12 protein-coding genes are annotated in these 13,239 nt (G+C 41.3%); 8 read left to right on the forward strand and 4 right to left on the reverse strand.

Annotated elements, in window-relative coordinates; translation table 11 throughout:
- The first annotated feature begins 101 nt into the window (after positions 1–101).
- From J0654_RS01555 to J0654_RS01570, 4 genes are all read left to right on the forward strand, one after another.
- On the forward strand, positions 102–611 hold the full coding sequence (locus tag J0654_RS01555) for a nicotinate-nucleotide adenylyltransferase (RefSeq protein WP_207026002.1): 510 nt from the start codon (positions 102–104) through the stop codon (positions 609–611).
- Between the two features lie 46 nt (positions 612–657).
- A complete protein-coding gene (locus J0654_RS01560; protein WP_207026004.1) occupies positions 658–864 on the forward strand; it encodes a dodecin family protein in 207 nt (68 codons plus the stop codon).
- A gap of 166 nt (positions 865–1,030) precedes the next feature.
- Entirely contained in the window at positions 1,031–1,672 is a 642-nt protein-coding gene (locus J0654_RS01565) for a class I SAM-dependent methyltransferase (RefSeq protein ID WP_207026006.1), read from the forward strand.
- Between the two features lie 8 nt (positions 1,673–1,680).
- Entirely contained in the window at positions 1,681–2,076 is a 396-nt protein-coding gene (locus J0654_RS01570) for a hypothetical protein (RefSeq protein ID WP_207026008.1), read from the forward strand.
- Positions 2,077–2,173: 97 nt separating this feature from the next.
- On the opposite strand, the gene J0654_RS01575 is transcribed toward J0654_RS01570, so the two are convergent.
- The gene (locus tag J0654_RS01575) at positions 2,174–2,821 is read right to left on the reverse strand and encodes a phosphoribosyltransferase (RefSeq protein WP_237685853.1); all 648 of its coding nucleotides are present in this window, start codon (positions 2,819–2,821) and stop codon (positions 2,174–2,176) included.
- A gap of 202 nt (positions 2,822–3,023) precedes the next feature.
- Between J0654_RS01575 and J0654_RS01580 the strand changes: the two genes are divergently transcribed.
- The 4 genes from J0654_RS01580 (at position 3,024) to J0654_RS01595 (ending at position 6,189) form a co-directional block, all read left to right on the forward strand.
- Positions 3,024–3,257, forward strand: coding sequence for a hypothetical protein (locus tag J0654_RS01580; RefSeq protein ID WP_207026010.1), 234 nt, complete (start codon positions 3,024–3,026; stop codon positions 3,255–3,257).
- Between the two features lie 62 nt (positions 3,258–3,319).
- Positions 3,320–3,856, forward strand: a complete 537-nt coding sequence (locus J0654_RS01585) for a hypothetical protein (RefSeq protein WP_207026012.1) — start codon at positions 3,320–3,322, stop codon at positions 3,854–3,856.
- 22 nt (positions 3,857–3,878) lie between these two features.
- Positions 3,879–4,718: a universal stress protein gene (locus J0654_RS01590; protein ID WP_207026023.1), complete on the forward strand. Its 840-nt coding sequence runs from the start codon at positions 3,879–3,881 to the stop codon at positions 4,716–4,718.
- Positions 4,719–4,887: 169 nt separating this feature from the next.
- Entirely contained in the window at positions 4,888–6,189 is a 1,302-nt protein-coding gene (locus tag J0654_RS01595) for an erythromycin esterase family protein (RefSeq protein ID WP_237685854.1), read from the forward strand.
- A 452-nt stretch (positions 6,190–6,641) separates the two neighbouring features.
- Here the strand turns inward: J0654_RS01595 and J0654_RS01600 are convergent, their stop codons facing one another.
- The 3 genes from J0654_RS01600 to J0654_RS18350 all read right to left on the reverse strand — a co-directional run bounded on the left by J0654_RS01600 (position 6,642) and on the right by J0654_RS18350 (position 13,191).
- Complete coding sequence (locus J0654_RS01600) at positions 6,642–7,715, reverse strand: response regulator (RefSeq protein ID WP_207026026.1); 1,074 nt, start codon at positions 7,713–7,715, stop codon at positions 6,642–6,644.
- Positions 7,687–10,266, reverse strand: a complete 2,580-nt coding sequence (locus J0654_RS01605) for a PAS domain S-box protein (RefSeq protein ID WP_207026027.1) — start codon at positions 10,264–10,266, stop codon at positions 7,687–7,689. The genes J0654_RS01600 and J0654_RS01605 overlap by 29 nt, the downstream gene beginning before the upstream one ends.
- 264 nt (positions 10,267–10,530) lie before the next feature.
- Positions 10,531–13,191, reverse strand: coding sequence for a cation-translocating P-type ATPase (locus J0654_RS18350; protein ID WP_207026028.1), 2,661 nt, complete (start codon positions 13,189–13,191; stop codon positions 10,531–10,533).
- Positions 13,192–13,239 lie beyond the last annotated feature (48 nt).

A 13,239-nucleotide genomic window follows, 5' to 3' on the forward strand; every position in this document is an offset into this window, starting at 1 on the left:
CATTGTCAAATGGGTTGCAGTGGCATAAATTCATATAATATCAAAAGGGGAATTATTGATTTTTCCCCAAAAAAAACAGTATTAACGAAAACACTAAAATCATGAGAAAAATTCTATTTGGTCTTTTGACCATTGGGCTTGTAATTCCGTTGCAGTCCCAAATCATTAAAACAGAGGAATTATCCGAAGTGGTTGTCCATGCAACCAATTACAAGTACTTGAATAGCCTCGATACTGAAGAGGAAGCTTCCATCTCTGTTGAATTATTGCGACAAAAAGTAGCTGCTTTCGATGTGAAGGGATCGGACTTTTATCAAGATGATTATGAGGTGTACAACGTCGACTTCTTTATCCCAGAAGGTAAAATTTTGGCGGCCTATGATAAGGATGGCAAAATTATACGCACTGTGGAAAAGTTTAAGAACATTAATCTGCCATTAGCAGTAAAAGAAGCCATATTGGACAGGTTCCCAGGATGGACCATCACCAAAGATGTTTATCTCGTTAGATACCATGAGGGCAAAGATGTTAAAAAGAGGTACAAGTTGAAGTTGGAAAATGGAGATCAGGTACTTCGGGTTAAAGTAGATGAAATGGGAGAGTTCCTATAAACTTCTCCTTTAAGCAAACAATAAATAATGCTAAAACACCAATATCATGTCAGTATTAAAAGTAGTTGAGATTTTAGGAAACTCCACAGTAAGTTTTGAGGACGCCATAACAAACATTGTTACAGAGGCATCAAAAACAATCCGGAATATCAAATCTGTATATGTAAAGGATATGCAAGTATGTGTCAAGAATAATAGGATATCGGAATACCGGGTAAATGCCAAAGTGACTTTCGGAGTCGTGGAGGAATAATGATCTATCTGTTTTGGTTAGTCGCTATGGTCCGGATAGGTTCATTGCCTTTTCGGGCCATATGTTTTTATCACTTGAAAAACTCCAGTTAAAAAAACAAATGGGTGATCGGCGTCATTGTAAACAAGTGATGTTACCATTAAATTAATATGAAATTCAATTAGTCATGGCAGATATTATAGAAACATTCGATGAATACGTGGCACAGTATGAACAGTGGTATGAAGATCATCCCGAAGTCTATCGATCAGAACTGTTGGCACTGCAACAGCATTTTCAGGAACTTCCACAAAACCTAAGAGGTATTGAGGTTGGTCTGGGTACTGGAAGGTTTTCAGAGCCCTTGGGAATCAAAGAAGGTATAGAACCTTCTATTGAGATGGCGAAGAAAGCCCTTCAACGTGGAGTAGAGGTAATGAAAGGAAAAGCTGAGCACCTTCCCTATGCCTCAATGCAGTTTGATTTTGTGCTGTTTGTCACGATATGCTACTTTAGGAACCTAAAGAGGGCCATATCCGAGGCATATAGGGTATTAAAACCTGGTGGGGCCATTATTATAGGTTTCTTGGATAAGGAAAAGGACATTGCGCAATCTTACATGGACAAGCGCAATAGAAGCAACTTCTATAAACAAGCGACCTTTTATTCGGTGGAAAGAGTGGAGGAGTTGCTCAAAAAGTCAGGATTTAAAAATTTGACATACAACCAAACCCTTTTTGGGGAACTTGAGGAAATCAAAGAAGTACAGACACCAAAGGACGGACATGGCGAGGGGTCTTTTATAACCGTAAAAGCTGTGAGGACATGACTGGATTGATGCAACATAAGGTAGGCAATGAAATAAAGGTTCTGGCCCCGACACTGGGTAAACTTTTTAGGGACAATCTTGGAGTTATGAACGATATTTTGAAGGAAAGGGCCTGTGATAAAGTAACCCATTTTGATTGCTTGATGCGATTCGAGCTTGCCGCAACAGATACGACTGACCTTTTGCTTCAATTTCTTTCGGAGGTACTTTCTTTGGGCTATCAACAAAAGGCTCTTTTCTGTAATGCCTATTTTCCCGAATTGACGGAAAAAAAAGTGGATGTACGATTATTTGGAATATGGACGGGTCCTTTAAATGAGAACATCAAAATAAGCTGTGATAATGCCTATGTAAGGAAAAATGGGGACGACATCTGGGAAAGCCATATCCTTTTCGATACTTAGTTTAGTTGGCAAAAAACGGTATAGTGGATTTCCAACATCATACGCTTACCCTGAAAACAAACGATCCTTGTTTCCCGTATGACTTCGAATCGTGGGGTCAATAATCGGGCACACCATTCAATTCTTCCAACAATTGAATCGCTTCCTCTTCGGAAACTTGTTCGAAATTCGAATAGAATTGTCCCACGGCCCTGAAATTATGAGGTGTTTCCAAACAGATGACCTTATCTATAAAGTTGGAACCTTCAAGATTCTGAACTGCTCCAAGAGGAGCAACGGGAATGGCTACGATTGTTTTTTTGGGATGTTGACCATGGACCAATTCGGCCGTAACCTTTAAAGTATTCCCTGTGGCCACCCCATCATCCACTATGATAATGGTCTTGCCTTGCAATGCTATGGGAGGATGGCCCTTGTGATATAGGTCATATCTTTTTTGTAGCTTCTTCCGAATGTTCTCCGTTTCTTCCGCGATATACTTTTTGGGGATATCAAGATACTCGTTGAGAACCATATTTTCCAAACTTACCGCGCCTATAGCATATTCTTTGTTGAACGGGTGCCCTATCTTTTTTGATAGTACAACATCCAAAGGTGCGTTCAGTGTCTTTGCGATGATAGCCCCCAAAGGAAGCCCACCTTTCGGTATGGCTAGTACCACAACGTCCTTGCCCTTAAATGTTTTTAGCTTTTCTGCCAGCTGTAGAGCGGCGTCAATTCTGTCCTTGAACATTTTTCCCTTCATTTTTTCGGCTCATTTTATAAAAGTGGCCCGTATCCATTTTATTCCTTGGTTTTTCAGTTTTTATACCATGAAGCTAGGGCATACGGCCTTTACCATCAATGATATACATCATTCAGGATATGACTTTTCAAGTGATCCCGATCATTTCCGGCACTTGCTGCTTTTTCTACTTTTATTGTATTGATCATAGTCTTTAATAGCTATGAAGAACTTGAATTCCATATTGAACCGAATTACAGCATTGACAAATACCATAGAATCCCAGTACCCTGAACTCTACAGATTCTTGGATGAAAATCCAATGACCCTGCCTTTGAGCCCTCATCCCCAAGTGGACAAAAAAGCTTTGGAAGGCTATTTGGAGAGTTTACAACAATTGTTGGAGCATCATCAGGAGACACATAAAAAGGGTGTGCAGATGGTCAGTTTGGTCTAAAGGTGTAATGGTTTCATGTCTATTTGTCCACTTATCTAGTAAGGAAAATAAATAGTGATCAAATGAAAGCTAGAAGATATAAAGTAGTTATCTGGATATTGATGGGGATTATTGCCCTTTTCCTCCTTCTGGCCCTTTGGTATAAGCAAAGCCATGCCATGGACCTTGTGGAACCCTACACGGTCAATTCCGAAAATTTTGGGAGAAAACTGCTCATCGCTACACAGGGCAGTGATTTCAAGGATGCCCTGGTACAGGATGTCATAACCCATTATAAAAACGACTCGGTATTTATAAAGGTTATCGATGTTTCGGGGCTACCACAGGTGAATCACCAAGATTTTGATGGGATACTACTGGTACATACATGGGAGTACAATAAGCCACCGCAAGTGGTGGAGGAGTTTATTGGGGATAGCAAGGTCAAGATTCAAAAGGTTATTGCAATCACCACTTCCGGTGAGGGTCATAGGTTTATAGAGGGAGTGGACGGGATTTCCGGGGAATCGGAGGTGAAATTTGCACACGAATATTCCGATTGGGCCATCATGAAATTGAATTCCCTTTTGTTTGAAGATACCAAGGACACTTTACCTTAAATAACTGATAAATCTATGAATTATGAAAAAAGTACTGCTTCCCACCGATTTTTCCAGCAATGCTTACAATGCCATTGTATATGCTTTGAAGCTCTATGGAGACACTTCATGCGTTTTTTATCTGGTACATACCTATATGGTACCTGTTTATACCTCGGAGTACAATATGGCAAATCCCTTGGGTATGGATTTGCTCGAGGTCTATGAAAAGCAGTCCATGGACCGGTTAATCGCATTGAAGGAAGAACTATTGATTCACCATAACAATCCAAAACATCGATGGGAGGTCCATAGTGCTTTTGGCATCTTAACAGATGAAATATGGCGGCTAGTGGAAAAAGAAGGAATTGATCTGGTTGTCATGGGGACCCAAGGAGCAACGAGTGCCGAAGAAGTTTTGTTGGGAAGCAATACGGTACACACCATAAAAAAGGCCAATTGTCCGGTCATTGCTGTACCTGAGGACTTTGCTTATGAAAATCCCAAGCAAATTTTATTCCCTACGGATTTTGAAGTGGACTACAAAGGCAAGGGAATTGAAGAGTTACTGTATTTGGCCAAGGCACACATAGGGTTTATCAATGTTCTGCATGTGGGAAGAGGCACTAAAATGAAGGATTTTCAAAATAAAAACAAGGAACTCCTTGATCAACGGTTAAAACCTGTTGCACATCTATTTCATGAAGCTCCTAAAAATGAAGTTGTTGAAGGAATCAATGAATATCAACTGAAAAATAAAGTCAACTTATTGGTGATGATTATGAACAAGCACACTTTTTTGGAAAGCCTGTTCATCAAACCTGTAATACGGAATATAGGGCTGCATCTCCATATCCCCTTTATGGTCATTCCGCAATTATGAGAGGAGTTGAGGTGGAATGAGGTAGAGTAAACGGGTGAGACCATTTATGGGCTATTAAAGTTGCCAATGGATAATGTACCCAAGTGGTAATGTTCGTTGCACCATTGGCAATTTTCGGTAGTTGTTAAGTAAATGAAAAAATGGAACTATGACTTCAAAAATTTCAGAAATGGATAATAGAATAAAATCATTGGCAAGTGTGAGCAAGTCGTTGGAGGGAATATACGACCTGGATGCACTGATCGAAAACCTATCAAAGTCCAGACTTGTATTGCTGGGAGAGGCCTCCCACGGAACCCATGAGTACTATACATGGAGAACTGCCATCAGCAAGCGCCTCATTGCCGAACATGGCTTCAATTTTATTGCCGTGGAAGGGGACTGGCCTGACTTCTACACTGTTAATCGCTTTGTCAAGCATCATGCAGAAGCTGGGACCGATGCGGTTCAAGTGTTAAAAAAGTTTAATCGATGGCCTACATGGATGTGGGCCAATTGGGAAATTGAAACCTTGGTAAATTGGCTTCATGGATACAATGGAAAACTTTCAAATCTTGAAAAAGTCGGTATCTATGGTCTGGATGTATACAGTCTTTGGGAATCTATGGAAGCCATGATCAACTATCTAAAGGACCATGACCCCACGTTATTGCCCGAAGCCAAAAGGGCGTTGGGGTGCTTTGAGCCCTTTGGGGACGAGATGGGCATGGCCTATGCAAGATCACTGCATAGGTTAATACCAAAAACCTGTGAAAATGAGGTAGTATCCCTGTTGAGAAGTATCAGGCAGCGGATGGCCAATTTCAATACCGATATGGAGGCCTCGCTGAATATGGAACAAAATGCCCATATAGCCAAAAATGCCGAAAAATATTATCGTTCCATGGTTTCGACTAACCAAAATTCCTGGAACCTTAGAGACCGGCACATGATGGAAACATTACGGCGGTTATTGGATTTTCACGGCTCGGATGCCAAAGCCATCGTTTGGGAGCACAATACCCATGTCGGCGATGCACGAGCAACTGATATGGTTCACGAAGGATCTATTAACCTAGGACAGCTGGTAAGGGAAGAACTGAAAATATTCAAGCCTAAAATTGTAGGTTTTGGTTCTTTTTCTGGAACTGTAGTGGCGGGGTCGGAATGGGGTGCCCCCATGAGAAACATGCATATGCCAAAAGCAAGGGAGGGTTCTTGGGAATATCTATTGCATTCGACCGGAAAAGGAGATCAAATAGTATTTATGGATGATCTTAAGGAAAGTACAATGTTTATGGACCCCATTCCACACCGGGCAATCGGAGTAGTCTACCATCCACAGTACGAACATATTGGAAATTATGTACCATCAATAATGCCGGAAAGGTATGATATATTTATACATTTGGATGTCACCACTTCCGTCCACCCTATGAAGATGTTTTCGGATAAATCACAATTGCCCGAAACCTACCCCTGGGCGTTTTAAATAGCAGTTCATTAGAGTGTTCCAGCCCGGATAGAAAGAAAAGTAAGGACCACTTCCATTTTTTAGGAAAATATTAACAAAAAAAGGCAGTTGAACTGATCTGGGTCATCCCTTAGGATGGTTTTATGGATTACTTTAGTGCAACATTTGATATTCAAAAGATATTGAATGTAAAGGTTCTTAAATCTTGTGAAAGACTTGGGAACTAGGGGAGATAAAAAATTGTTCATTGAACCTTTTGATTTTTGAATTTGTTTGGCAACAAACTTGTTCGGATTTTAATGTAAGTGGTAATTGACAAATTTTTATTTTCACGGAACTGGGGTACGCAAGTACCCCAGTTTTTTATGCCCACCCCCCGACATATCAAAAAAGACATTTCATGATTGGGTGCTATGTTGCATGGTATAAGAGATAGCATGGCTTTCCATATTTCGGGCCTCTTTCTCCTTTTAGTCTTCAAAATCCGCTATGCGCTGGAGCTTCTCTTTATCCAATAGCGTGAGCTTTTTTCTGCTGTCCGTCCCAATCAGCCCAATTTCTTTAAATTTTGTAAGTGTCCTGATTGCGGTTTCTTTGGCGACCCCTATCATTGAGGCCAGGTCTTCCCTGAGGATATCCACTCCTTTTTGGTTTTCATCCTTCAATATACCCTTTTCATGAAGTTCCAATAGTGCTTTGGCGGTACGTCGATTAACCGATGAGTAAGCAATGTCAATCAATTTTTCCTGTAAGTGTACCGTATTGCTGGAAATAATTTCAAGGAACTTATTGGCAAGTTCCATGTCGTGGTGGATCAAATTGACAAAATCTTGCTTGGGTATATCCAACACTTCGGCATATTCCATGGTGACGGCAGATTCAATATAGATGCCTTCCTTACCAAGTAGGGAAAGTTGACCAAAAAAATCACCTGGGCCATACCAACCGGTAACTATTTCCTTTCCGCTTTCGGCTACCCTATAGGTTTTTACATTGCCTTTTTCCACAAAATAAAGATGATGGGCAGCATCGCCTTCCCGAAATATGATATCCCTATCCTTAAAGTGCTTGTTTTTTCTACTGCTTGAAAGAAGTTCTTCATCCAGATATGCTGAAGCTTCCTTTAAGAATAAATTGAGTCCCTTGGAGTTTTTATCGACCCTTTGTCGCAAAAAGTCGTTTTTTTTCAGACGAATCTCCAAAGCCTTTAAAAGTTCTTCCGTTTTAAAGGGTTTGTAAATGTAATCATCGGCTCCAAGGCTCAAACCCCGTCTAATATCCTCTTTTTGGTCCTTGGCAGTGAGAAAAATAAATGGGATGCCCGCTGTCCTTTCATTTTGACCCAATACTTCCAGAACCGTATAGCCATTTGCTTCGGGCATCACGATATCACATATGATGATATCGGGAAGTGCTGTCATGGCCATTTGTATGCCCACTCTACCATTTTCTGCGGCAATAACCTCATAATTGCACAATTCGAGAAGTTCCACTGTGTTTTCCCGGAACTCGGGATTATCTTCGATGATTAGTACCTTTTTCATTTTTTTTCATGTTTTTCGGAAGTTCCAATTCAAAGGAGCTTCCCCTGTTTTCTTCGCTTTCAAAACGTAAGGAACCCTCCATCAGCTCTGTATATGACTTGATAATATGCAATCCAAGACCTGTTCCAGCAATTTCCAGACTGTTTCGTGCCCTGTAAAACCTTTTGAAGATATATTGTTTCTCTTCTTCCGGTATCCCTATGCCTTGGTCCCTTACACGTATGATTGTCTTTTCGTCCTTCCCATAGATTTGTAACAGGATTGGTTGCCCTTCGTTGGAGTACTTGATGGCGTTGCTCAATAGGTTCAAAACGATATAGCGAATCAGTTTGGGATCCAGATAAACCTCCAGTTTGGTAACATTGCATTCCAATTCCAGTGTCTGTCCCTTCTTTTTATCAATGCCCACTTCTTCCAAAAGGGTTTTGGACAATTCCAATAGGTCAAAGTTTTTGGGTGTGGCCCGGGTCGCCCCTTCTTCTAGTTTGGTCAATGACAGAAAGTCGTTCAATAGGTCTGTCAGATGCTGAACATTGGATTTTATACGTTCCAAATGGAACATACGCCTTTCAACTTTTTCCGGAGTGTCAAGCTTCTCGATAAGGGAAGCGGAGGAAAGAATGATGCTTAGTGGCGTTCTGAACTCATGGGATGCGGTACTTATAAAGCGGCTCTTAAGTTCGCTGAGCTCTATCTCTTTTCTAAGGTTATCCTGGACAGTCTCTTCATTTCGTTTTCTTTCCGAAATATTGAACAAGACCAAAAGAGCGAGGGATGCCTCCCCATTTTCTTTGAATAGGGGAGTGGTGTTGACCATATAGCTGTCCATTGCATCTTCAAAATCAAAACTGAGGTGCTTTCCCTTCAAGGTTTGATCGATATGCTGTTGGAGTAGTGACCTGTTTTTTTTGGATATACCTCTCAGGTCATTGATTCTGAGTGCTTTATTTGTTTCTAGTTGGTCCTGTAAATGTTTGAACGCAGTACCCTTGAAAAAGGTGATCTCCATTTTTTGGTCGACCAAAAGGATAGAGCCTTTTGGGAAATTTTGTGCAATATTCAGTAAAATGGTCTCATGGATTTCCAATTGCTCTTCGGCCATTTTGGTCTCCGCTATTTGCGTGATGAGGTCAAAATTGGTCTCTGTCAATTTCTTAAGGGTTTTTTTTAAATCCTTGTTTCTCCGTGAAACTTTTTTTTCCAATTCTTTGGAATACCGCTCCAATTGTTTACGACTAAGGATCAAATTTTCCTGAACTCTTTTTTTTGCAATCGCTAAACTGGCCAAATTGGCCATCTCTTCTACAAGTTTTCCTATTTTCGAGTCTGGACGGAATGGATATGGGTGAAAAATGGACAATATCCCAAGCACATTGTTCTCAGCGTCCATCAAGGGATAGGAACAGGTCCATTGGATACCACTTTGTTTGAGCACATCCCAGTATTTTGACCATGAAGGTTCTTTGAAGATATCGGGTACAACTTCTTTTTTTTTGGATTGTACCGCCCTTAAAGCGGTACACGAAGCAGACTCAGATATAATTTGGTCCAATGCTTGCTCGAAAGGCATTGAAGCGGACACACCAGAAATCCGCTGCAGTTTTTGTTCCCTTTGATCATAGGCTGCAATTGTTATGATACCGACATTGAGTTGTTGCTCCAAAACTGATTTCATACGGTCGAATATCTGTGTCAAATTCCTTTTCTCTATGATCATTTCCAATACCTCATTCTTTATTTTTCGTATGAATTCCAGGTTCTTTTTTTCGGTAATATCGTTTTGGACACCTATAAAATGGGTGACTTCGCCTGTTTCGTTCCGTATGGGGGTAATGGAAAGTTGATTCCAAAACATGCTGCCGTCCTTCCTGTAATTTCGTATCTCGACACGGCATGGTGATTTGGACTTCAATGCTTCACGCATGTCGAATATTTCCCTTTGGTCTCGATCATCATTTTGAAGAAAATTGCATTTTCTTCCAATAACTTCATCGTGAGTGTATCCGGTAATCCTTTCAAAAGCCTTGTTTACATAAATGATGGGAAACCCTTCCAACTGTGCATTGGATATGATTACACCATTTTGGACTTCGTCGAGTGCCCTATCCCTTATGATATTGATCTTTCCCCCTGTAATCTGTTCCGTGATATCTTGAATGTATCCCTCCAGGAAAATGGTTCCTTTTTTATTTTGGATCGCGACCCCCGTTTCGTTTACCCAGTGTACCCTCTGGTTTTTGTCCAAAACTCTGTAGGTATGACGAAATTTCGTTTTATTGTCCAAGGCTTTTTGGATGGTATTCTGAACATTTCCAAGATCCAGTGGATGGATGATATCCGTCCAGGAAACCCCATCGATCGCACAGAATGCTTCGGGCTTATGTCCCGTGACCCATTGGCATTCCTCGCTTATATAGAGCATGGTCCTTTTAGGGTCATTTTTGCACTTAAAAACAATACCAGGTAAGTTTTCCACGAGGGTACGCAACTTCCTATCCCCTTCAAATAAAAGGGAGTAGTCTTGTTGCTTATTGAAGTTTTGCCCTTGCATAACCTTCTTTTTTTGAGGCTATACCACATTACAAATGTTTCACTTGCTTTTGTGATCCCGGATAGCATCGGTGTTCTCCTTTAATGGGCTGATATCCTCTTTCAACTTAAACAAAAGAGAACTTAAGTATAATATGAACCAAAAATAAGTGTTGATAGTGGTGTACACCATGATGAAAATCAACTTGTTGATGATTTATTGGAATGGAATGGTTCTTATGGGCGGGATAAGTTTTCAAATAATCAGAATAACTCATGTTCGTGTTCAACATGTGATTCCGATTCGTTTTAAACATTGGGAAACTATCAAAGAAATACCTCCAAATAAAAGTGGCCACCCCATCTCTGACCATGATATCCTTACCAAGGAGAGTGCCCTTGCCATTACAGGGATAAAATAAGTTGCTAGGGTAATACCTAAAGACAGGACAATGGCACCCCATATCCATGGATTTTTCGTCACTTCGTTATGGATAAACGGAGCATGTCTGCTTGGCATGTTGAACACATGGAGCAATTGGGCGATGATCAAGGTGTAAAATGCCAAGTTGTTTATCTGTTGAGGAGGAAGTTGTAAACTATATTCAGAAAAGATGGTTATTCCCAATACAGAGATAGTGATGGATAGACCATACAGAATAGTGGATTTCCAATGCAGGGCGGTCATTATGGGATCTTCTGTGTTTCTCGGCGGCTTTTCCATTACCCCATCTTCACCTTTTCCAAAACCCAAGGCCAGCGCAGGGAAGATATCGGTGACCAGATTTAGGAAGAGGATTTGAAGGGGTAGCAAGGGGGATGTGATGTTCAAAAGTGCTGCCACACCCACAATTATGATTTCTGCCAGATTGCAAGAGAGCAGATAAATCAAAAACTGTCTTATATGATCAAAGATTACCCTGCCTTGCCTAATAGCCAATGCTACGGCTGCAAAACGATCATCCTTGAGAATGATATCAGCGGCTTCCCTTGCCGCTTCGGTTCCTCTTTTGCCCATCGCAATGCCGATATCCGATTTGATAAGGGCCGGTACATCATTGACTCCGTCCCCAAACATCCCAATTACATTGTTTTGTTTTTGAAAAAAAGTAACGAGGTTCAGCTTCTGTTGGGGTGTTACCCTTGCAAACACTTTTGTGCCCAGTAGTCGTTTTATACTTTGGGGACTTTTAATATCCAACCTTTCCAATTCATTGCCTTCCATCAAAGCGATTTGCGGTTCGTCCAAGTTCAACAGACCAATGTCCACAGCGATTTTTTGTGCTGTCTTCGGATGGTCCCCGGTCATCATCACGACCCTGATACCCGCTTTCTCATAAATGTCCATGATCTGTTTTACATCGTCCCTTGCAGGGTCCATAAAACCTACAAGTCCCAAGAAAATAAGATTATTGCATAGATCCTCTTTTTTTAGTTCCGTTCCCTGTCCAGTTTTATAGGCCATTGCAATGGTTCTTAACCCATTGGAGGACATTTGCTCCATGGATCGGCGCCAGGCATCCAGACTCTTTAATGGAACTATGGTTTCCTCCCTGTATTCCCGAGAACATAATGGAGCTATTTTTTCAAAGGCCCCTTTTACAAAAACAGCATTTGAGGTTGAATCCATTTGATTAACCGTGACCATAAACTTTCTGTTCTCATCAAAGGGAATTTTGTATAATTCGGGATGTTTTTTCCGTATCCTTTCGGGGTCTTTGCCAAGTTGACGAACAAACTGAAGCAGGCCCAGGTCAATGGAGTCATAATATGGCCGATCTGTCCCTAGGGTGATATCGTTGCATAGGGTACTTGTCAATATAAGCTTTTCCAATGCATTTGTATTCATTTTTTGTTCCATCCATTCCTTTTGGTTCTGGTGCAATGGGCGGAAAAAATTTCCATCAATGGCAAGGGTATCCACCAACATATTGTCTTCGGTCAGGGTTCCGGTTTTATCCGATGCCACCATGGTGATGGAACCGAGCACCTCCACAGCTTCCATTCTTTTGATAACGACCTGTTTTTTGGACAATCGCAACATCCCCCTGGCCAATGCAATGGTGACCACCACGGGTAGACCTTCTGGAATGGTCGCCACTGCCAACGCGATTCCAATTTCGACCATGACGATAAGATCTATTCCCCTCCAAATCCCCATCAGGATAATGGGGAAAATAAAAGCTAACGTAAAGTATATCAATCGTCTACCGAGTTGGTTCAACTTTTTGTCCAAAGGAGTGCCGGACTCCTCTGTGGATGCCGCTAGGGACTGAATGTTCCCCAAAACGGTTGTGGGCCCCGTGGCTACCACTATTCCTTTTCCGTTGCCCCTGCTTACGATAGTGCCCTTGAAGGCCATGTTCTTTTGCTCGACTGTAGGAAGTTTTTGCCCTAAAGTTTTGACATGCTTTGAAACTGGGATACTTTCCCCGGTCAGTATTCCTTCTTTTATTTCCAGGTTTTCCGTGTCTGTCAAACGAATATCCGCTGCTATGACATCCCCAATTCCCAACATAAGAATATCCCCGGGAACAACTCTAGTGGTCGGAACCTTTTGGATTTTGCCCGAACGGATCACCCGACACTCCATTTGTCCAATGCTGCGAAGCAATTCAAGGGATCGTAAGGCACTTAGCTCCATGAAAAACCCAATGAGAAGGGTAATGATGATGACAATACAGACGGTAATTGTTTCCAACAAATCACCAAAAAAGTAGGTTAGAACAGCGGCAAGGGCAAGGATATATAGAATAGGGTTATCCAATTGTTCCAACAGAACCTGAAGTTTGGTCTTTCGTACATGTTGAGGAAGGCAGTTTTCACCATATTTGGAGAGGCGGTTTGTTGCTTCATGAGGGCTCAAACCTTTATTTTGATCACTATCCAGTAACTGGACAACCTTTTTTATTGGGATGGAATATGCATTGTGATGGGTAAGGTTCATCCCTTGAAAATTGTTCAGTTTACAATTAGAAGTAAGGTATCCCCATTG

Source organism: Flagellimonas profundi (assembly GCF_017313275.1).
Taxonomy (GTDB): domain Bacteria; phylum Bacteroidota; class Bacteroidia; order Flavobacteriales; family Flavobacteriaceae; genus Flagellimonas; species Flagellimonas profundi.

Excerpts from the sequence above, each read along its gene's own strand:
- J0654_RS01555 (WP_207026002.1), top strand. The coding sequence starts at position 102 with ATGAGAAAAATTCTATTTGGTCTTTTGACCATTGGGCTTGTAATTCCG.
- J0654_RS01560 (WP_207026004.1), top strand. The coding sequence starts at position 658 with ATGTCAGTATTAAAAGTAGTTGAGATTTTAGGAAACTCCACAGTAAGT.
- J0654_RS01565 (WP_207026006.1), top strand. The coding sequence starts at position 1,031 with ATGGCAGATATTATAGAAACATTCGATGAATACGTGGCACAGTATGAA.
- J0654_RS01570 (WP_207026008.1), top strand. The coding sequence starts at position 1,681 with ATGCAACATAAGGTAGGCAATGAAATAAAGGTTCTGGCCCCGACACTG.
- J0654_RS01575 (WP_237685853.1), bottom strand. The coding sequence starts at position 2,821 with ATGAAGGGAAAAATGTTCAAGGACAGAATTGACGCCGCTCTACAGCTG.
- J0654_RS01580 (WP_207026010.1), top strand. The coding sequence starts at position 3,024 with ATGAAGAACTTGAATTCCATATTGAACCGAATTACAGCATTGACAAAT.
- J0654_RS01585 (WP_207026012.1), top strand. The coding sequence starts at position 3,320 with ATGAAAGCTAGAAGATATAAAGTAGTTATCTGGATATTGATGGGGATT.
- J0654_RS01590 (WP_207026023.1), top strand. The coding sequence starts at position 3,879 with ATGAAAAAAGTACTGCTTCCCACCGATTTTTCCAGCAATGCTTACAAT.
- J0654_RS01595 (WP_237685854.1), top strand. The coding sequence starts at position 4,888 with ATGGATAATAGAATAAAATCATTGGCAAGTGTGAGCAAGTCGTTGGAG.
- J0654_RS01600 (WP_207026026.1), bottom strand. The coding sequence starts at position 7,715 with ATGAAAAAGGTACTAATCATCGAAGATAATCCCGAGTTCCGGGAAAAC.
- J0654_RS01605 (WP_207026027.1), bottom strand. The coding sequence starts at position 10,266 with ATGCAAGGGCAAAACTTCAATAAGCAACAAGACTACTCCCTTTTATTT.
- J0654_RS18350 (WP_207026028.1), bottom strand. The coding sequence starts at position 13,191 with ATGAACCTTACCCATCACAATGCATATTCCATCCCAATAAAAAAGGTT.